This window comes from Spirosoma migulaei (assembly GCF_054776855.1).
Map to the genome: position 1 here is coordinate 232,673 of NZ_BAAHBG010000013.1, position 20,795 is coordinate 253,467.

Here is a 20,795-nt window from a genome sequence, read left to right on the forward strand (position 1 = left end):
CGATATTATCCTTGCCAATAAAGTGAACCAGTTTCGTATGCTCGTCTCGCCAGTACAGTTCCCAATCACGACCTTGTTCGGCGGCCCACTCTTTGGTCATAGAAATGTAGCCGATGGGCGCATCGAACCAAACGTACAGTACCTTGCCATCAGCATCAGGCAGGGGAACTTTGATGCCCCAGTCGAGATCGCGGGTCATGGCGCGGGGACGCAGACCTTCCTTCAGCCACGACTGACATTGACCAAATACGTTCGTTTTCCATTCCGTATGGCTGTTAACGTATTCTTCAATTTTTGGCTGCATGCGGTCTAAAGGCAGAAACCAGTTTTTGGTCGAGCGCATTACGGGCTTGGAGCCCGACAGCATGGAGTGAGGCTCAATCAGTTCGGTAGGACTGAGGGCCGTACCGCAGCGTTCGCATTGGTCGCCATAGGCATTGGGGTTTCCGCAAACCGGACAGGTTCCCACAATATAGCGGTCGGCCAGAAACTGATTGGCCACTTCGTCGAAATACTGTTCCGTAACTTCTTCATCAAAATCGCCTTTTTCGTAGAGTTTCGTGAAAAACTCCTGTGAGGTCTCATGGTGAACTTGATTTGAGGTTCGCGAGTAAATATCGAACGAGATACCGAAGTCACTGAACGCCTGTTTGATCTGGCCGTAGTATTTATCCACAACCTCCTGAGGAGTAATGCCTTCTTTTTTGGCTTTAATGGTAATAGGTACGCCATGCTCATCGGTGCCGCTGATAAAGGCGACATCTTTACCCGTTGAACGGAGGTAGCGCACGTAAATGTCGGCGGGCAGGTAGCAGCCAGCAATGTGGCCGATGTGAATCGGGCCGTTGGCATAGATCAGGGCCGCCGTAACGGTATAGCGTTGGGGATTTTCTAACATCAGTTTGAGGTTCGATGTTTGACGTCTGAAGTTATCTGGCGCGTTAGCCGTCTTGCGTAGCTAACGTCAAACCGCACCGGCGGCCCGGATCAAACTATAAACGTCAAACTCAATTTCAATTTTGGGCAAAATTAGCAATTCAGGCCCGAACGTTGTTATGTTTACGCAAACTCGCCGAAGCAACAGCGAACCGGGCTACTATGGAGAACACAGCACCGAACACGAATAATTTCCTTAACTGGGTTGAAATCAAAAACTTCAAGTCGATCAAAGACCTGCGGCTCGACTGCAAGCGGGTCAACGTTTTCATCGGCAAGCCAAATGTGGGGAAGTCGAATATTTTGGAGGGGTTAGGGTTGTTGGGAATAGAGTATAGTGACCAAATATTCTTAAAAAATTTAATACGTTATCGTGAAATCCGTCATTTGTTCTATGAGAACAACAACGAATTGACAATTGCAGTAAAAACAGATAAATGCGTAGCATATTTAAAACAGAAAAGAGATAGCGTCTCTGAATACGAGTACTATTCACAAGGAGATATCAAGAATTTAGGATCTGAGCAAGGGTATGATAATGTTAGAGATGCATCTAAATTTCAGCCTGAAAAATTCGATTTTGTGGTTTCGAAGGAGGGTATTTTTAACAAGGAATTAGCTAACAAAGGATTTGATTTTGAACAGATTCATGCAATTAAGAAATATGATTTTATGAATCTTGAAAAAGTGGACACTCCATTTTCACAATGGTTACTGCCTCCTAACGGTAGTAATCTTTTCAATGTTGTTGATCGCCGAGATGATCTGAAAGAAGAATTTGGAAGACTCTTTCGAGAGCAAGGTTTAGAATTTGTCCTTGATCGGGAAGCGCAGGCATTTGAATTACAGCGTAGAGCAGGTTATTACGTTTATAAGTTTGATTATTATACAATCGCCGACACCTTCCGGCGGTTCATGTTTTACATCACAGCCATTGAGTCCAATAAAAACGCAGTTATCGTTTTTGAAGAGCCTGAAGTGCATTCATTTCCGCCTTACACACAGGAAATGGCGTATAGAATGATTTATGATGAAGATAACCAGTATTTTATTTCCACCCATAGTCCGTATTTGCTTCACACACTCATTGAAAATCTGGAGGATGATCAACTTAATGTATACATTACCTATTACGAGAATTACGAAACGAAGGCGCACGCGTTGACAACCGAAAACTTGCGTGACATTTTAGACTTTGGTACTGACGTCTTTTTTAATTTGGATAAATTCATTCCTAATGCCGGACGTCCTATTTCTGCCTGAGTGCTTTGCTGATACAGCGCTAATTTCAATGCTTTCTCCACCCAATGTAGTTGTTGATCACATTTCTGGTGTATATAACGTGGTCAAAGAGATGAAGAATACAGCTATAAATCGGCCAACTTATACCGTGGTTGGAATAGTAGATAAGGATGTTACATACAAGCCTGAGCGAAAACCTGCGTACTTCAACGACTTTCAATTAGAAGAAATAGGCAATAAATTGACATATGGAAGAAAATTCGGGACAAGCCAGCATTTGATTTTAGTAGACAAAGCCATTGAATCTTTCTTGCTTTGGAATGCGGAACAGATAATGCTGGATGTTACACTGTATGGATTTTCTGATTCCATTAAAGCGTTTTGTAAGCAGGTAAAGAGCACTACAATCGGCTCTGATCCCAATTACCTTCAACTTCTCACCGATCTCCACACCCGCCAGGCTCCCGGTTTCCAAACGCTTGAACGAATCCTGAATGACCTCATCACTACCTAATTCTGTTTTCATTACCGGAGCAACCGGCTTCATTGGGTCCCACATTGCCCGGCGGTATCTGGCCGATGGGTACACCGTTACGGCTTTGTATCGCCCGCAAAATGGGTATGGATTGCTGACCGACGTAGCCGATCAGATTACCTGGCATGAGGGTGATGTGCTGGATATTCCGTCGCTCGAAACGGCCATCTTACCAGGTATGGATGTGATTCATGCCGCTGCAATTGTCTCATTTGTTCCGAAAGATCGCGACCGTATGGAACAGATCAATGTAGAAGGAACGGCCAACGTTGTAAATGTCTGTCTGAATACGGGTATCCGAAAGTTAGGTTATGTCAGTTCGGTTGCCGCTCTGGGTCGACCAGTGGCGAAGGGCGGGAAGGCAAACGAGCCCGTTGTGATCGACGAAGATCAGAAATGGGTGGACTCGCCGAATAACTCACTCTATGCCAAAACCAAATACTGGGCCGAGTTGGAAGTCTGGCGCGGGCAGTCCGAAGGGTTGACTGTGGTCATGGTCAATCCGTCCGTCGTTCTCGGTGTGGGCGATTGGAGCCGAAGCAGCTTACAACTTATTAAATACGTTTACGACGAAAAACCGTTTTACCCGGCTGGCCTGGTCAATTATGTGGATGTACTCGATGTAACGGATGCACTCGTGGAGCTAATGCAGTCCGATATAACGGCCCAACGGTTCGTTCTTAATGGGGGCACCATTCCGTATCGTTCCTTGTTAGAACAGATAGCAGTCGCATTGAACAAGCGCCCACCAACCCGGCGGGTAGCCCCTGCGCTAACGCGGCTGCTCTGGCCTATCGAGGCCGTTCGGGCATGGATAACCGGTAAGGCACCGCTTATTACCCGCGAAACGGCTCGGTCGGCGAGTTCACTTTACGAGTACAATGGGCAGAAAATTAAGCAGACGCTTGATTTTCAGTACCGACCATTAAGCGAAACATTACGGCGAATAACCGGTGCGTTTCGTACACGTTAGTAGGTTTGTAAATTTTCGGGTTAGGGGTTGCAGTTTTGTTTTTTTGGATATATATTTCAATGGTAAAGGATAAATCGCATCGTTGATGCGTCCCCTATCCGTGATTTAGGAAGTACGATGCTATCGTGGTTTATAAATCGCAACCTGTAAATCGAACCCGCACCGGAATGCCGGACCACGGCGCCCCGGTTCTAAATTTTTTATACATGGAGCAAGAGTTCGAAGAACGAGAAGGCGATATTAAAGAATCAATCCGGCGTTTTGAGCAGATGCTGGACCAGCAACAAAGCCAGTTTTTCGACCTGGATGTCTATGAACAGATGGTTGAGCATTATCTTAACCAGGGTGACTTAGACAAAGCGCTGAAAGCCGCTGAATCCGGTCTGGAGAACTTCCCTTATGCGCTGGAATTAATGCTCGATAAAGCCCAGATTCTGGCTAATTTTCAACGGTTCGATGAATCGCTGGAGTTACTGGAACGGGCTTCGTTGTTTAATCCCGGAGATCTCGACGTACCGTTTATGCAAGGCTCTGTGCTGAACATGGCCGGGCGGTATGAAGAATCCATTCAGGTGCTGGAAGAACTGCTCGATCGGGCTGAGGATAAGGACGACATCCTGTTTCAGCTTGGGCAGAGTTACCAGAACTGGGGGAAATACGATGAAGCCATTACCCAGTACAAAAAGTCGATCGCGCTGAATATTAACAATGAAAACGCGCTGTATGAGTTGGCGTTCTGTTTGGATGTAACGGGCGAGTTGGAGAATAGTCTGTCTTATTATCAGCAACTGATTGACACAGATCCCTATTCGTACAATGCCTGGTATAACATGGGTATTGCCTACAGCAAGTTAGCTCGGTATTCAGAAGCTGCCGAAGCCTACGATTACGCCGTTATCATTAAAGATGACTTCGCGTCCGCCCATTTCAATTTGGGTAATACCTATATGAATCTGGGGTTGTTCGAGAAAGCCGAACATTGTTATCGGGAGACGTTGAAGTACGAAGAAGCTACTGCCGATACGTACTGCCATCTCGGTGCCAGCATTGAGAAACAGGATCGCCTGCCCGAAGCTATTAAAGAGTATCGTGAGGCTATCAAGCTGGATGCCATGTGGGACGAAGCCTGGTATGGTATTGGCGTCTGCCTAAGCGAATCGGGCAAGTGGTATGAAGCCCTGCCATTTCTGCAAAAAGCAGTCAAACTGAATGATCAGAACGGTGAATATTACATTGCCATCGCCGAAACCGAATACAAAGTTGGCAATGTATTGTCGAGTGTGGAAGCGTTCGAGAAAGCAGCCGAAGTAGATGCCGAAAACCCCGATGTATACCTGACCTGGTCCTTGGTACCCTTCGATCAGGGTGATTTTCTTCGGGCGAATGATATTATCCAGTCGGGCATCAATGATATGCCGACCGATGCTGATTTGTATTATCGCTCAGCGGTTTATCTGATTCATGCCGGTCATTATCGCGAGGCACTGATTCAACTGGAAGCCGCCCTGTCACTTGACTATGATGCGCACGTTCAGTTGTTCGAGTTCTTTCCTGAACTGGAAAAACAGAAAGCGCTTTACAAGATCATTCAGCAGTATAAAAAGGAATAATCAAGAATTCCATAAAGATCAAAAAGCCGTTCCCCAGTACTGGGGAACGGCTTTTTTGGTCTTTATGGAATTGGGTCAAGTTGCGCCAGACGTTTAATGATCTCGGTTTTGCTCAAAAAAACATCTGAATTTGGCCAATTATTCTGCTGGCAGATTTGATAAAACCACTGGTTCGCCTGCTCTAGATTGTGTAATCGCCTAAGGCTGCCATCGTTATCCCACGTAAATAAGATATCGCCGATTTTACCCTTATCCTCGTTGATAGAATACGTTTTATCGTAAAGCCCAACTTTGCCGACCGTTAGTCGACGGAACAAATTATTTTTTACCCGTAGAAAAACGGTTGAATCGGTACGGGGTGTTGCTGCGGTATCGGCACCGGCCAGCTTTAGGTATTCGAATTTATAGTTGGCGATAGACTTACCCGGTGAGTGCCCATCCTGATAAAAAGTGAATGAACTATTCTTGTTGTACATGAATCGCCCCTGTAATTGAGATCCATCGGTTAGTCGGGCAATGCCGTCATGTAATTGATAAATGATCGGTTGCACGTATGGAGTCGATGGGTGGGGAATAATAACAGGATAACTACGATTCATTGGCGTGGTACGTCCTGTCTGACCAAAGCTGGCATAAGTTGCCAGAATCAGTATGATACTACTAATCAGGGTTTTCATAGGTGTGTTTGGTTAATAATATTTCCACTAGAACGATATGGGCTGCTTCTACATATGCTTTAATGTTAATTTAACAACAGAAATAACAGATTGATCAACTACTGGATTGAACACGCATTAAGGTGACCCCAGAGAATAACAAAAACAGTCTATATTGTTAACTCGGCGTTGCCTGAATTACTGATTCTTTTGATAGAAAGATGGTTGCAAGGCGTCCAGGTACTGATAGCTATATCCTTGATTTAGTGGGTAGATTACCATTTAAAAAAGATGGCACGGTTATGGCATTTGGAGTACTGTGCAGACCGTGTTGACTACCAATTATGATAGCCTATAAACAATTATTTCTAACTACCTTTCTGATAACTACTGGCACAATTTGTCAGGCGCAGGTGAGCATCCAAAAACAGGTAGCCATTCAAAAAACAGTTGTTCGAACGAACCGACAAACCGATGATACTACACCCATCACCAATCAGGCAACCGGGAAGCGGATTACAATGGAAGACTACAGCCAACTAACAAAAGCGGACCCATTCGCGTATCATCTGGTACCTGAATACAATGAGTATGGCCTACCTGCCTTCTATACGATGCGGCCAGCTACGCCTGAAGAGCACGAAACACACCGTTTTCGCGACCGTGATCCCGCTAAACAACCCAAAGCAGGACAACAGATTGCTCCATTTGTACTCGCAGGTTCAGACGGGAAAACATACAAGTCTGCCGAACTTTTGGGGAAAGTAGTTATCCTAAGTTTCTGGATTAGCCTGGATAAATCACTTTGGGATGATAAACAGAGTGCTGACTTGGCGAATGCCTTGCGTCCTTATCTGGCCGGAACAGCGCTGGTTGTATTGGGAGTTTTAAATAGCGAGCAGCCTAAAGAAGCGGACAAGACTGCACTGAAAAAGCTTCCTTTCACCCCTATTTTCAATGCATACGGATTTCATAATAAATACCATATAACAACTACTCCTACGTTTGTTGTTATTGATAAAACGGGCAAAGTGGCTGCTAACCTTCAGGGAGCCGGGAGTTTTGATAAACTGAAGCAAGTACTGGCAACAGTCACACAATAGGAACCTGGTTGTTTTAGCTCGGTAATCGAAAAATGAACGGAATAGTAGATGAAGGGGTTAGGCAACAGAGTTTAATTTGGAACTAACCTTTTCTGGGTTTATTATGTATAAGCCGACTAACGGCCTGTTAAGTTTTGGTGCAAGGTACCTCTCACTGATAGCCGGTATTTTGCTTTTGTTGACTTTGCATCAGGAAGTCTGGGCTCAGACAGACTCAAGCCAATTAGCTAAGGAAAGTCAACCTGTTGTCTCTCGCACCGATACGTCGGCCGATGTCTGGGATGTGTATTATCGGTTTATAAACAGAAAGGGTCATCGTACCGCCGAAGGTCAGCAGCCCGGGTTTCATCCCTCTGTTTTTCCTGAGTTGGCTTATGCCTTGCAAACAGGCTTTGCGGTAGGGTTAAATGCTAATCTATCTTTTACCAGCGCCGACCCTAAACAGAATGTCTCGGTAATTTATTTTACTCCTCAGTACACTCAATATCAACAAGTCATTATACCCATTGAAGCTAACCTTTGGACAAAAGGGAACCGGTACAATATTTTGACTGACTGCCGGTACTATGACTACTCTGCGGATAATTTTGGTCTGGGCGATTACTCACGGGCAGACGTCGACGACCAGTTGAAGTACTCCTATTTTCGGTTATATCAGTCTGTTTTACGGCAGGTTGCACCTAACTTTTCAGTTGGTATCGGGTATTCACTCGATTACCATTGGACTATTCGGGAGGAGAATAAGACGCCCCAATTGAACAATGATTTCCAGCAATACGGATCAACGGATCAGACTGTCTCTTCGGGGCTGACCTTCAGTTTGCAATATACCAATCGGCGGAATCCCAACAATCCCCAGAATGGCTTTTTTGGAAGTGTTGTGTTTCGGCCTAACATGCGCTGGTTGGGCAGCGACCAAAACTGGCAGTCGGTGCTGGCTGATTTCAGGAAGTATGTGCCTTTATCGACCGATGGACGGCATATTCTGACATTCTGGAATGTGAACTGGTTAAGTTTTGGTGGCCAGGCACCGTACTTAGATCTGCCCAGCACGGGTTGGGATACACACTCCAACCTGGGCCGTGGCTATGCGCAGGGCCGATTCCGGGGTAGAAATTTAATCTACCTCGAAACAGAATACCGTACCGTATTACTTAATAACGGCTTACTTGGTGGGGTCATTTTTGCCAATATGCAAACCTATAGCGATTACCCCAACACGAAACAATTTGGGAAACTACTACCGGGTGGTGGGGTTGGTTTGCGTATTAAGATCAATAAACATTCAAATCTGAATCTGGCCGTCGACTATGGTTTTGGCATTGGCGGTTCTCAGGGGCTGTTCCTAAACTTGGGCGAGGTCTTTTAATTGCTAAAAAGATTTAACCACAGAGGCACAGAGAACACAGAGTTTTTATTGCGATGATTAAAACTCTGTGTTCTCTGTGCCTCTGTGGTTAATAAAACTTACTTGCTATCAGTTGTAGTAGTTTGGTTCGTGGCCAGTTTCTGTTTCAAATCAAATGTCTGCCCGGCAAATACAATCAAAATCTGGTTCTCATCAAATATACGTTTCACCGCAATCATCGCTTCACTCAGCGCCATTTGCGAATTGGTGGTGGTTGGGTTAATCCAGAACCAGAGTACAAACTGAACATTGGCATCGGCAAAGTTGCGGTAGTGTAACTCAACCGGAAAGGTTGGCAACACGAAGGGAAGGGCACTAACAGCTGCTTTGGCCAGTCGCTGAGCTGTTGCCATATCGTCGAGATACGAGATACCCGCAGCCAATTCAATGCGTCGCTGACCAATTCGGGAGAAATTGGTGATGGGTTTCTGAAAAACATCTTTGCTTGGAATCTCAACGGTTTGTCCCTGGCCATTATCCATCACAATGGAGCGCAGTTTAATATCCAACACTTTTCCCGTATAACCGTTTGTTTCGACTGTATCGCCAACCTGAATGGGGCGGGCCAGCGCGATCATTGCACCCGAAATAAAATTGGTCGTTAAATCCTGAAAAGCGAATCCAACGGCCAGCGCAATAACCCCTGCTCCAGCTAGTAAAGAGGTTACCGTTTTGTCTAAACCTAATACGCCCAGCGCAACAAATAGCCCAATAGACAGAACAACGACCCGCATAACCGCCCCGGTCAGGTTAATCAGGGAGACGTTATTGCTAACCCGATCCAGCCCCTGCACAACCCATCGGCTCATCCAGCGCGATAGGAACGTAAAGAAAACAAGTAGCAACAGCGCTACCGCTAATTTGGGCGTGTAGCGGATGGCAGTACGAATCCAGGTCGAGAGTTCTCCGTAAATAAGCCCGGCAGCCTGCGAAAAATTCATTTTATAATCGACTAGTGATACGACTAGAACGACACAGTTTTGCTTAGTGTTTCATCAGTAAACTGAATCGCCGTACCTTTGCAAGGTAGACAAACCTCATCGACAATGACACCCACCACTGCTATTTACCTGGATAACGCTGCAACCACCCGGCTCGACCCCAACGTGTTAGAGGCTATGTTGCCCCTAATGACCGAGCATTTTGGCAATCCATCCTCTATTCATAGCCATGGCCGGGCAGTACGTACCGCCATCGAAAAAGCACGTAAAACGGTAGCGTCATTACTAAATACATCACCTGCCGAAATTTTCTTTACGTCGGGCGGTACAGAAGCTGATAACACGGCCATTCGGAGTAGCATTGAAACGTATGGACTGACACATGCCATTACCTCGCCCCTGGAGCACCACGCCGTTTTGCATACGCTTCAGCATCTGGCCCAACAAGGAACCATTCAACTCAGCCTTGTCGATATTGATGAAAAAGGCCATATTGATCTGGCTCACCTGGAAGAATTACTACGCATGAGCCCCCGCTCGCTGGTGTCGCTCATGCATGGCAATAACGAAATTGGTAATTTGCTGAATTTAAATCGGGTAGGGGAGTTGTGTCGGTCTTACAACGCTATTTTTCATTCCGATACGGTGCAGACGATGGGCCACTTTCGTCACGATTTACAGCAACTGCCCGTCGATTTTATTGTGGGAGCAGGCCATAAATTTCATGGACCCAAAGGGGTTGGTTTCCTATACGTTAATGCCGATCGGGTAAAAATCCACCCGTTTGTGTATGGAGGAGCGCAGGAGCGCAACATGCGGGGTGGCACAGAAAATGTATACGGCATTGTTGGACTGGCGAAAGCCCTGGAAATTGCTTACCATGATATGGGTGCGCACCAGCAGCACATTACGGGTTTGAAACGCCGGATGATCGACCAGTTACGGGCAAAAATGCCGGATGTCCAGTTCAACGGCGATTCGGCGGATATAGAGAATAGCTTATACACGGTACTGAACGTGAGTTTGCCCGCATCAGATATGAGCGACATGCTTTTGTTTAGTTTAGATATTGCCCGTATTTCGGCTTCGGGAGGCTCGGCTTGTTCGAGTGGTTCCAGCGTGGGATCGCACGTGTTGGCTGCACTGCCGGGACTGGATTCGGAGCGAGGCTATGTCCGATTTTCATTCGGAAAATATAATACAGCGGAGGAAATTGATTACGCTGTTGATACGCTGGTTGGGTTGTACCAGAAGGAACTTGTGAAATAAGAAGCGATACTGGTTTGGATGATCCATTTGAATGGATCATCCAAACCGATACTACCACAACCAGGCTATGGTGCTTTTACTAACTGCCTTACAGGAAGAGGAAGTGGTTACCTTTTCATTTCGGCCCGATAAGCTGGAAGTCGGCTTAGACTTTTTAAATCTGGTTAAAGCACAGGGTGATATTATCCTGAGCGCCCATTTAGTTGATGAAAACGGGGTTCTTGAGTTGCCTCTTGACATTGTAGATGGAGAGTCATTCTCCGCGCCTATTCATGAATTAGAGCGTGAATGGGAGGAGCTTTTACGCGAACCTAGTCCTTTCTCTTCTCAACTGACGCAGGAATTGATTCAATGGAATCTAAGATGTATTGATTGCTGTGAGGTTAAACTGGCTAATCAAACACAACAAATCAATAGGCTTGAATCGCTACGTCAACGGGCTGAAGACGTGTTGTTTCTTGAACCCGCGAAGTCCAGATTAATTAGTCGCTATACCGCTCTGATTAATACATATAGCCAGCAGAAAGCTAAGTCAGAGGTTTTTCATCATCAGATTCTACAGCGCCTGAATAAATTAACTGCGTTATAATCTATCTCATTGTCCTTGTCAGCTGGAACAAACGCAGGCCCATCTCCAGTAAATTCCCTACATCAGGTTACCTATGCCAAGATTGGCGCTAGATAGAATCGCTTGTCTTTTAAATAATATATAATAATAATTACATATTTTCATATTTTTTGTCCTGTTAAATAAGAACAGTCATATTTATAAGCTTAATATTGTACTTATCATATATTTTTAAAAACTATTTAGGGATTTATTAGGGTAAATTGACTATACATAAAATTCATCTACCCGTTCAATGAATGTACGAATAACCGATGCAGAATTAGTGTGTTTTCTCAGGGAGGGCAATCAGAAAGCCTTTGAGGAAATATATAATCGCTATTGGTATAAGTTGTTCTGCGTGGCTTATCACGAAACCGGCAGCCGGGAAGACGCCGAAGAATTAGTGCATGACCTCTTTGAAAGTCTTTGGAATAAACGCCATCAAGCCAGTATTCAGCATCTAAGTTCCTACCTGGTTGTTTCGGTTAAGTATCTGGTAAGCAATTATATAAAATCAAAAATTACCCAGCGCAGGTACCAGGAATACCTGATCCTTCACGAATTGCGGCAATCAGAATCGACCGACGAAACGGTAAACTTTTCAGACTTATCGAAAGCAGTTGAGGAGGTCATGAAAAAGCTCCCCGAAAAAACCTGCGAGGTATTTAAACTGAGTCGGTTTGAGCATAAACCGGTGAAAGATATTGCCCGCCAGCTCAGCCTGTCCGAAAAAGCCGTTGAGTATCATATTACAAAATCCCTCAAAGTATTACAGGAGCAATTGAAAGGGTATCAGTCAGATAACTGATTCGAAGCAAACGCATAGCCGAATGAGCCAATACGATTTCGATAAATTAGTAGAGAAATACCTTGCGGGCGAGAGCAGTCCGGAAGAAGAAAAGCTAATGCACGAATGGGCGGAGTTGATGCTGGAGCAGAGCCGAATGAGCCTGAGTGAGACCGATAAGCAGGTAATTCATAAGCGACTCTGGGAACGTATCTATAGTAACACAATTCGTCAGCAGCCGTTTCTGGTTCGCCATGACTGGTTCAGGCCAAGTGCTGTTGCTGCATCAGTTCTGCTTCTACTAGTCGCTGGTATTTCCCTATGGAAGTTGCCAAAAGAAAATAAGCGATTCCTGGCAATGACTCAAAAAAAGCAGGAGTTGCCGGGGACTGTTAACATCAGAAATACGTCCGTAAAGGAGCAGACAATTACCCTGAAAGACGGGAGTACGGTTGTGTTAAGCGCGAGGAGTACCCTAAGTTACCCTGAACGGTTCGGCGACAAAAAACGGGAGGTGTATTTGCAGGGAGAGGGCTTTTTCGATGTAAAAAAAGACTCGGCCCATCCTTTTATTGTTCATACGGGCAATCTGGTAACACAGGTGCTGGGGACCAGCTTTATGGTGAAATCGTATGACGAAGACAGTGCCATTGAAGTGCAGGTAACCCGTGGCCGGGTGTCCGTTTACGAAGCTTCCGAAAAATCGTCGGTCAACCGAAACGGAGTTATTTTAATACCCAATCAGAAAATTACGTTCGATAAAACCTCTCAGAAACTGACGCCAGGTCTTGTCGAAACTCCCCGTATTATTCAGCCTCCCGATACTAGAACAAGCTTCGTATTTGATCGGACGCCCTTAGCGCAGGTGCTGGCTACGCTCCGAAAAGCCTACGGAATTGAGTTCGTTGTCGAAAATCAGGCCCTCAATCACTGTGCATTCAATGGTGACCTGAACGACCTGCCGCTTTACCTGCAACTCGACTTAGTTTGCAAATCGCTGAACGCTACGTACGAGCGCCGGGGAACTACGCTTTTTATTAATGGTGAGGGCTGTTCTGACTAAAGAGTTAACCCTTACATAACATCATAGACGCATAATTAACACATCAGTAACATGGGCTGGTCTAGTTTTGCGATGCAAAAAATCGGCAGGGATATACCCCCATCAGCAATCGAATTCAGGCCCAATTTGGGCTCGTAAGCACTCTCTTATTTACTCAAATCTTTATGAACCCCTTACTAGTATGACGAGAAGTATACACCTAAAAAAGGTTCTCTTTAAGGCCATGACGACAACGGTTGTACAATTACTACTCTTCGGTCTTGCCTATAGTTTGTCGTTTGCCCGAGACACGCACGCTCAGGAAATACTGAATAAAGAAGTAAGCCTGAAAATGGAATCGACCGAAGTTTGGAAAATTCTGAACCGGCTCGAAAAGCAGACGGATGTTAAGTTTGTGTATAGTACAAACAGCATTCGGGCCGACCAGAAAATGTCGGTGAACGTATTGAACGGGAAGTTATCGAAAGTGCTGGATGAATTACTGACTCCCCTTCGGATTTCGTATGAAGTAGTTGGTACACGGATCTTGTTGCGTAAAAAATCGACCGAAAACTCCTCATTTTCCTTGCCGTCGATTACAACGATCTCACTTCCAGCGGTGGCCAGCGCCGATCAGACGGTGAGCGGAACAATCAGTGATGAAAAAGGCGAAGTTTTGCCCGGCGTAAGCGTAGTTATAAAAGGCACCCAGCGCGGTACAACCACCGATGCCAAAGGGCAGTACCGGATTAACGTACCCAATGGATCAACAACCCTGATTTTCTCCTTTGTTGGCTATCTGCCTCAGGAAATTGTGGTAGGGAATCAAAGCCTTATCAGTGTAACGCTCAAGGTTGATTCCAAGTCGCTGGAAGAGGTCGTAGTTGTTGGGTATGGCACCCAAAAGAAGGTTAACCTGACTGGCGCCGTTGATCAGGTAACGAGCGAAGTGCTTGATAATCGTTCGTTACCTAACCTGAGCCAGGGCTTGCAAGGAACAATTCCCAACCTCAATTTAGTGATGGGCGATGGGAAGCCCATTCAATCGCCGACCTACAACATCCGCGGGACAACCTCCATTGGGCAGGGCGGTAGTGCATTGGTTCTGATTGACGGGGTAGAAGGGGATCCAAGTCGCCTGAACCCGAATGATGTGGCCACGGTTTCGGTCCTGAAAGATGCCGCTTCTGCCGCTATTTACGGAGCAAGGGGTGCGTTTGGGGTGGTGCTGATCACTACCAAAAGTCCAACGAAAGATCGTACCAGTGTTACCTATTCGGTCAATCATTCCATCAAAAGCCCAACCACCGTTCCAAATTACGTAACGAATGGATTCCTGTTTGCCAAGATGTTCAATGAAGGCTGGTCGGCCTGGAATGACTACTCGCAAACGCCCCAGAATATCAACAAAACGGTAAAGTTTTCACCCGCATACCTGACTGAACTGGAGCGAAGGAACAACGATCCCAGCTTACCCAAGACTGTAGTTGATCCCACAACGGGCGAGTACGTGTATTATGAAAACACCGATTGGTATGGCGAACTCTACAAGAAAAACACCAGTGCCACCGAGCACAACCTGTCGTTTTCCGGGAGCAGTGGTAAAGCTGATTTTTACGTAACAGGTCGTTACTATTCGCAGGATGGCATTTTCAAGTATAATTCCGATGACTACCGGATCTTAAGCTTACGGGCCAAAGGTTCTGTTCAGGTATTTCCCTGGTTGAAGATTGGCAACAATGCCGATTTCTCGTCCATGAAGTACCACAACCCACTCAACGTTGGAGAGGGGGGCAGCATATGGCGTAACATCTCGGATGAAGGCCATACGGTTGCCCCCATGTTTAACCCCGACGGAACCTTGAGTTACTCGGCGGCTTATACAGTTGGGGATTTCTGGTATGGCAAAAATGGGATCAATATGGATAAGCGCGTGTTTCGGAACACGGCTGACTTCTCCACCAAATTCTTCGATGATAAATTTCGGGTGAACGGGAATTTTACCTTCCAGACGACCGATAATAATGAATTTCGGACGCGGGTACCCGTACCCTATAGTCGCAAACCGGGGGTGATCGAATATGTGGGGACCAACTACAACGACCTGCAGAACATCTATCGTGAAACGAACTACCTGGCAACAAACCTATATGCCGAATATGAGCCTCGGTTCAGCCCTAATCATTACGTAAAAGTATTGGCCGGGTATAACTACGAGCAGTCGACATTCAAGCGGCTCGAAGTGGTTCGAAATGGTTTGATCTATGAAAATGCAACGGATTTAAACCTGGCCCTGGGGCAGTCGATCACAACCAGTGGTGGCTCCGAAAAATGGGCCATTGTTGGCGGGTTTTATCGGCTTAACTACTCGTTCAAAGATCGTTATCTGCTTGAGCTGAATGGCCGCTACGACGGTTCATCAAAATTCCCGACCGATCAACGCTATGCCTTCTTTCCCTCGGTTTCGGCGGGTTGGCGCGTATCGAACGAGTCGTTCTGGAAAGTGTCGCCAAAAGCCATTACGGATCTAAAAATCAGAGGTTCCTATGGCTCGTTGGGGAATGGTAGTATTGGCTCGTATGCGTTTCAGGAGCAATTCTCTATTTCGCAGTCGGCTCGGGTGCTCAATGGGGTTAAACCACAGAAAACTGGTCAGCCAACGGTTATTCCCGATGGCCTGACCTGGGAAACGTCCACCACGTCTGACCTTGGTGTTGATCTGGGTATGCTGAACAATCGCTTAACCTTCACGGGCGATGCGTACATCCGTAAAACAACTGGCATGTTTACCGCAGGGATGACCCTACCTGCCGTTTTCGGAACCAGTGTACCCAAAGGAAACTATGCTGACTTAACCACAAAGGGCTGGGAAGCGGTGTTGACCTGGCGGGATAAATTTCAGGTATCCAGCAAGCCATTTAACTATGAAGTACGCCTGACAATGTCTGATTATCAGGCAACAATTGATAACTATAACAACCCAACCAAGCGCCTGACTACCGACAATTCGACCTATTATGTTGGGCAAAAACTGGGCGAGATCTGGGGCTATGAAACCGCGGGCTATTTCACCTCTACCGATGATGTGGCTAACTCGCCCAAACAAAATCTGTATAAGGCGTCGAACACGGGCCAATGGCTACCGGGCGATATTAAGTTTAGAGATCTCAACGGCGATGGCGTCATCAATTACGGCGATAACACGGTTGGTAACCCCGGCGACCGTCGCATCATTGGTAACTCGACACCCCGCTATACCTACGGCATTATGCTGGGTGCTGACTATAATAACTTTTTCTTCTCGGCTTTCTTTCAGGGCGTTGCCAAGCAGGACTGGTGGCCAGGTTCCGAAGCGGGGATTTTCTGGGGGCAGTATAACCGGCCCTATAACAAAATACCGGAGTGGCAATTAGGCAACATCTGGTCGGCCGATAATCCAAATGCGTACCTGCCTCGTTACCGTGGCTATGTGGCGCAGAACTCTGCGGGTGAGTTAGCACAGGCACAGACGAAATACCTTCAGAATGCGGCTTACCTGCGGATGAAAAATATTCAGGTGGGCTACAATCTACCTCGAAAACTGATCCAGAAAGTAGGTATGAACAGCGCTCGTGTGTTTGTATCAGGCGAAAATCTACTGTCATGGTCACCCCTGTACAAGATCACCCGGGACCTGGATATTGAAAATATTGGCCGGTCCGACACGGTCTTAAACCCTTCGTCAAGTAGTAGCGATCCTAATAATGGCAGCAGTGGAAACGGGAATAACTACCCAATTCTGAAGAGCTTCACCATGGGTTTATCCGCTACCTTCTAACCTAATAACAACGATTATGAACACAAGATATAACTGGGTTTTTCTGATTGCCCTTTTTCTGGTTGGCTGTAGCGAACTGGAACAGGTACCCCAATCAACAGCGTCTAAAGGCGCCGTTTTCAGCAGCACAGGTGGCCTGGATTTATACGTAAACTCATTCTACGATAATTTGCCTTCGGGTGCCGACATCATCCGAAGTGATGAAATGGCCGATTATTCGGTCAGAACGCAGATTCCCGATTTTTTACGAGCGGGTGCGTATGGCCCTCAGCAAAGTACGGGTTGGGATTGGACGCCCCTGCGGAACATTAACTACTTCATTGCCAACTGTAACAGCCCCAGTGTTCCGGCCGATACACGTCGGCACTATATTGGTCTGGCTCGCTTTTTCAGAGCCTATTTCTACTATGAGAAAGTGAAGCGCTTTGGCGATGTTCCCTGGATCGGTAAGGCCATGAATGTGGATGATCCGGATTTATACAAAGGTCGGGACCCACGGGCTATGGTAATGGATTCGGTACTGGCCGATCTGAACTTTGCCTGCGACAATATTAGAACCACCGGCGATAATACGCGGAGCCTGATTACCAAGTACGTAGCCTATGGCTTAAAATCAAGAGTTTGTTTATTCGAGGGAACTTTCCGCAAATACCACACTAGTTACAATCTGGGCAGCACTGCCGAAAAATGGCTTACCGAAGCTGTCAATGCATCGGACAAAGTCATGAAGGAGGGCGGGTTTAGCCTCAATGAAAGCGGTGGGACCGAAAAATCCTATCGGCAACTGTTTACCAACAACGCGCCCGTTACCAATGAAATCATGCTGGCGGCTGTGGCCGATGCCACGCTGAGCGTGTACAATGATGCTAACTGGTGGTGGACCAGTGCCACCTATGGTGCTCGGGTAAGTTTGAACAGAACCTTCGTTAATACGTACCTGAACATCGACGGGACACCCTTTACCGACAAAGCAGGCTACCAGACCCTGACCTTTATGGACGAAGTGAAAGGGCGTGATAAGCGACTGCAACAGACGATCCGGATGGGCAATTACACTCGTACAAACGCAGGTGCTGTTGAACCCGCTCCGCCCGTTTTTTCCTACACCTATACAGGTTATATGCCCATTAAGTGGTCATTGGATGATACCTATTACGATGGGGGCACGCGTAACATCAACTCCATATCTATGATGCGGTATGCCGAGATTCTGTTGAACTACGCCGAAGCCAAAACCGAACTGGGAACACTAACCAACGATGACTGGACCAAAACGATTGGCGCGTTACGGAAACGGGCAGGAATTACGACTGGCTTAACTACGAAACCAACCGTTGCGGATTCGTATCTGAAGACCAACTATTTTCCGGATATTTCAGACCCAGTTCTATTGGAGGTTCGTCGGGAGCGGGGTATCGAGTTGGTGCTGGAAGGCTTCCGGTTTCCCGATATTATCCGCTGGAACCGTGGGCCTTTAATGGAACAGGAGTGGAACGGGTTTTATGTGCCCGCTTTGGATAAGCCCCTGGATTTGAATGAGGATGGTAAGAATGATGTCGTTTTTTATAAAGTGAAACCAGCCACTCAATTACCAGGCGTAACCTATGTTAGTGTTGCTGAAACGGTAAACGGAGTTGTGAATCCACAGCGACTGAAAAACGATACCTATGGGGAGTTAACCTGGCTTAGTAATATTCCCCGAAAATGGGATGAGAAGTTCTATCTTTATCCCATTCCATCCAACGATTTGCAGATCAATCCGAAGATCGGTCAAAACCCAGGTTGGTAGAATTCGATTCGTTTGTGGTTTTGTACTAGCAATTGCCTGCCAAGACCTATTCCAAAACCACAAACAATAACCTTTTAAACTCAAGTTAAATGCGTGTATTGATTTTTATTCTGTTCAGTAGTTTGTTTATCAGCGAATCTTCGTTTGCCCAAAAAGATACCCCGATTACGGTGGCTACTTACAACCTTCGCTACGATAACAAAGGCGATGGGATCAACGCCTGGCCTAATCGGAAAGAGAATGTGAAAGCCCTGGTGAAGTTTCACGAATTCGATCTGTTTGGCACCCAGGAGGCTTTGCGCAATCAGTTAAACGACGTTGCCGAACTCAACGAGTTCGCCTTTTTAGGTGCTGGTCGCGATGATGGCAAAGAAGCGGGAGAACACTCGGCGATATTTTATAAAAAAGATCGGTTTAAACCCCTGCAATCGGGTAATTTCTGGCTGAGCGAAACCCCCGACAAACCCGGCAAAGGCTGGGATGCTACCTGCTGCAACCGCATCTGTTCCTGGGCAAAATTCAACGACCTGAAGACGAAAAAAGAGTTCTACTTTTTCAGCGTTCACTTCGATCACCAGGGCGTTGAAGCGCGTCGGCAATCGGGAAAGCTGATGGTTGAGAAGATTAAGGAAATCGCGAAAAATGTACCCGTAATCCTAGTCGGCGATTTTAACTCAACGCCCGAAACGGAACAGATTAAAACGATACAGACGCTCCTGAGCGATGCACATAACGTAACGGCTACACCACCGTATGGACCAGAAGGTACCTTTAATAGCTTCAAATTTGATGCGCCGATGCAGAATCGGATTGACTACATTTTTGTCAGTAAGCAATTCGATGTACTGAAATATGGTGTCCTGACTGACGCAAAAGAACAGCGATACCCTTCTGATCATCAGCCCGTTATGGTGAAAGTAATTTTGAAATAAAAGTCTGCTATAGGTTGGTTAACGCAAAAAAGCGGAGTATGTACACTCCGCTTTTTTCTGTTTATGATTGCACTGCCAGGCTGGCTTATTTTTCTACCAAACTCGGAACCCCAATCCAGCGCTGGGCTACGTTCAGCGTATACTCCACAAAAGCCCGTGCGGTTCGTTCGTAGACTTCGTGGCCGTTGAAATGACCATGTTCATCCAGATTTTTATCCGTTTCGTGCGATTCGTAGAGCTTAGGTGAAACGATGGAGTAGCTACTGGTGAAACTGATAATCTTGTTCACCACGGTTGTCATATCCAGAGCCGGTTGCCGACCTCCACGGCCGTTCGAGATTCCCACCATAGCAAACACCTTGTTATCGAAGAGATGTTTAAAGGCGGGCCCACCCAGTTGGTGAATGGCGTTCGTAGCCTGTGGGGGAGCTGTCCAGTTGTACTCCGGCATGGCAAAAATGACGAGATCAGCCGCTTCCCAGGCGCTAATAAGTTCGTCCTGGAAAGGAGTAAGCGAATCTTTTTTGACCGATCCCTGACCGACTAATGGAATATCGTAGTGCTCAAAATTTACAATCGAAACCTCATGCTGACCCTCTTCGGCCAGAATATGCCGGAGGTAGCTGACAAAGCGCAGCGAGTTGCTATTTTTGCGTGATGAGGTGGAAATTAGGGTGATTTTCATTGTGATAGGTCATCAATTCAAGTTAGTTATCAAACCCCGGCCTTACTGCTTTAGTTTCGTAACCGAATGCAACGCTTCCGGACTATATTGGGTCTATTCACCATTGTACTGTCAACCACTACACCTATGAAGCTCTTCCTGTTGCTTATCGTCCTATCTGGTGCTGTATACGCACAGGTTCCCAGCACAGTAGTGCGCCAGGATTCGTTGCCCGACGTTTTCCCGCCAGACCTGATGCCGAATGCACGACCCAACAATTCATTTTATCGAAACCCCACGGATGCCAAAAACGTGATGCGGGCAACGCTGGATAATATGCCGATTAAAGTGCCGGACTCATCTACGAATTATACCATGATGCGCTCATTCCAGCCCTACAGACAACCCCAGGGACCACCGCAGTTTATAAAACCTATGCCGCAGGTCGTGCCGAAGAAGTTTAGATAAGGTTAAGCTAGTT

Annotated in this window: 18 protein-coding genes; 14 read left to right on the plus strand and 4 right to left on the minus strand. The window is 46.4% G+C overall.

The features are described from left to right. Positions 1–898: methionine--tRNA ligase (gene metG / locus ACYVGO_RS16710; RefSeq protein ID WP_460970248.1), on the minus strand; the 898-nt coding region annotated here is incomplete at its 3' end. Positions 899–1,098: 200 nt separating this feature from the next. On the opposite strand from metG, the gene ACYVGO_RS16715 reads away from it, so the two are divergent. From ACYVGO_RS16715 to ACYVGO_RS16730, 4 genes are all read left to right on the plus strand, one after another. Next, positions 1,099–2,199, plus strand: coding sequence for an AAA family ATPase (locus tag ACYVGO_RS16715; protein ID WP_460970249.1), 1,101 nt, complete (start codon positions 1,099–1,101; stop codon positions 2,197–2,199). 28 nt (positions 2,200–2,227) lie between these two features. Further along, positions 2,228–2,692, plus strand: a complete 465-nt coding sequence (locus ACYVGO_RS16720) for a hypothetical protein (RefSeq protein WP_460970250.1) — start codon at positions 2,228–2,230, stop codon at positions 2,690–2,692. Beyond that, complete coding sequence (locus ACYVGO_RS16725) at positions 2,673–3,686, plus strand: NAD-dependent epimerase/dehydratase family protein (RefSeq protein ID WP_460970251.1); 1,014 nt, start codon at positions 2,673–2,675, stop codon at positions 3,684–3,686. The genes ACYVGO_RS16720 and ACYVGO_RS16725 overlap by 20 nt, the downstream gene beginning before the upstream one ends. A 206-nt stretch (positions 3,687–3,892) precedes the next feature. Next, on the plus strand, positions 3,893–5,296 hold the full coding sequence (locus ACYVGO_RS16730) for a tetratricopeptide repeat protein (RefSeq protein ID WP_460970252.1): 1,404 nt from the start codon (positions 3,893–3,895) through the stop codon (positions 5,294–5,296). Positions 5,297–5,358: 62 nt separating this feature from the next. Here ACYVGO_RS16730 and ACYVGO_RS16735 read toward each other — a convergent pair whose 3' ends face one another. Next, on the minus strand, positions 5,359–5,973 hold the full coding sequence (locus ACYVGO_RS16735; protein WP_142772360.1) for a hypothetical protein: 615 nt from the start codon (positions 5,971–5,973) through the stop codon (positions 5,359–5,361). Positions 5,974–6,296: 323 nt separating this feature from the next. Here ACYVGO_RS16735 and ACYVGO_RS16740 point away from each other — a divergent pair, with 323 nt between their 5' ends. After that, entirely contained in the window at positions 6,297–7,055 is a 759-nt protein-coding gene (locus ACYVGO_RS16740) for a TlpA family protein disulfide reductase (protein WP_460970253.1), read from the plus strand. Positions 7,056–7,158: 103 nt separating this feature from the next. Then, the gene (locus ACYVGO_RS16745; protein WP_142772362.1) at positions 7,159–8,424 is read left to right on the plus strand and encodes a BamA/TamA family outer membrane protein; all 1,266 of its coding nucleotides are present in this window, start codon (positions 7,159–7,161) and stop codon (positions 8,422–8,424) included. 98 nt (positions 8,425–8,522) lie between these two features. On the opposite strand, the gene ACYVGO_RS16750 is transcribed toward ACYVGO_RS16745, so the two are convergent. After that, a complete protein-coding gene (locus ACYVGO_RS16750) occupies positions 8,523–9,404 on the minus strand; it encodes a mechanosensitive ion channel family protein (RefSeq protein WP_460970255.1) in 882 nt (293 codons plus the stop codon). 105 nt (positions 9,405–9,509) lie between these two features. Here ACYVGO_RS16750 and ACYVGO_RS16755 point away from each other — a divergent pair, with 105 nt between their 5' ends. The 7 genes from ACYVGO_RS16755 (at position 9,510) to ACYVGO_RS16785 (ending at position 19,650) form a co-directional block, all read left to right on the plus strand. Next, entirely contained in the window at positions 9,510–10,673 is a 1,164-nt protein-coding gene (locus tag ACYVGO_RS16755; protein ID WP_460970257.1) for a cysteine desulfurase family protein, read from the plus strand. 31 nt (positions 10,674–10,704) lie between these two features. After that, complete coding sequence (locus ACYVGO_RS16760; RefSeq protein WP_460970259.1) at positions 10,705–11,262, plus strand: hypothetical protein; 558 nt, start codon at positions 10,705–10,707, stop codon at positions 11,260–11,262. A gap of 274 nt (positions 11,263–11,536) precedes the next feature. Beyond that, positions 11,537–12,091, plus strand: coding sequence for an RNA polymerase sigma factor (locus ACYVGO_RS16765; protein WP_142772366.1), 555 nt, complete (start codon positions 11,537–11,539; stop codon positions 12,089–12,091). A gap of 22 nt (positions 12,092–12,113) precedes the next feature. Then, positions 12,114–13,133 carry a FecR family protein gene (locus tag ACYVGO_RS16770; protein ID WP_460970260.1) on the plus strand — a complete coding sequence of 340 codons (1,020 nt, stop codon included), beginning with the start codon at positions 12,114–12,116 and terminating at the stop codon, positions 13,131–13,133. Between the two features lie 181 nt (positions 13,134–13,314). Further along, positions 13,315–16,929, plus strand: a complete 3,615-nt coding sequence (locus ACYVGO_RS16775) for a TonB-dependent receptor (RefSeq protein WP_460970261.1) — start codon at positions 13,315–13,317, stop codon at positions 16,927–16,929. A gap of 16 nt (positions 16,930–16,945) precedes the next feature. Further along, positions 16,946–18,718, plus strand: coding sequence for a RagB/SusD family nutrient uptake outer membrane protein (locus ACYVGO_RS16780; protein WP_460970262.1), 1,773 nt, complete (start codon positions 16,946–16,948; stop codon positions 18,716–18,718). 89 nt (positions 18,719–18,807) lie between these two features. Continuing rightward, complete coding sequence (locus ACYVGO_RS16785) at positions 18,808–19,650, plus strand: endonuclease/exonuclease/phosphatase family protein (protein WP_460970263.1); 843 nt, start codon at positions 18,808–18,810, stop codon at positions 19,648–19,650. An 85-nt stretch (positions 19,651–19,735) separates the two neighbouring features. Here ACYVGO_RS16785 and ACYVGO_RS16790 read toward each other — a convergent pair whose 3' ends face one another. Then, the gene (locus tag ACYVGO_RS16790) at positions 19,736–20,335 is read right to left on the minus strand and encodes an NAD(P)H-dependent oxidoreductase (protein WP_142772370.1); all 600 of its coding nucleotides are present in this window, start codon (positions 20,333–20,335) and stop codon (positions 19,736–19,738) included. A 66-nt stretch (positions 20,336–20,401) separates the two neighbouring features. Here ACYVGO_RS16790 and ACYVGO_RS16795 point away from each other — a divergent pair, with 66 nt between their 5' ends. After that, the gene (locus tag ACYVGO_RS16795; RefSeq protein WP_460970264.1) at positions 20,402–20,782 is read left to right on the plus strand and encodes a hypothetical protein; all 381 of its coding nucleotides are present in this window, start codon (positions 20,402–20,404) and stop codon (positions 20,780–20,782) included. Positions 20,783–20,795: the final 13 nt, after the last annotated feature.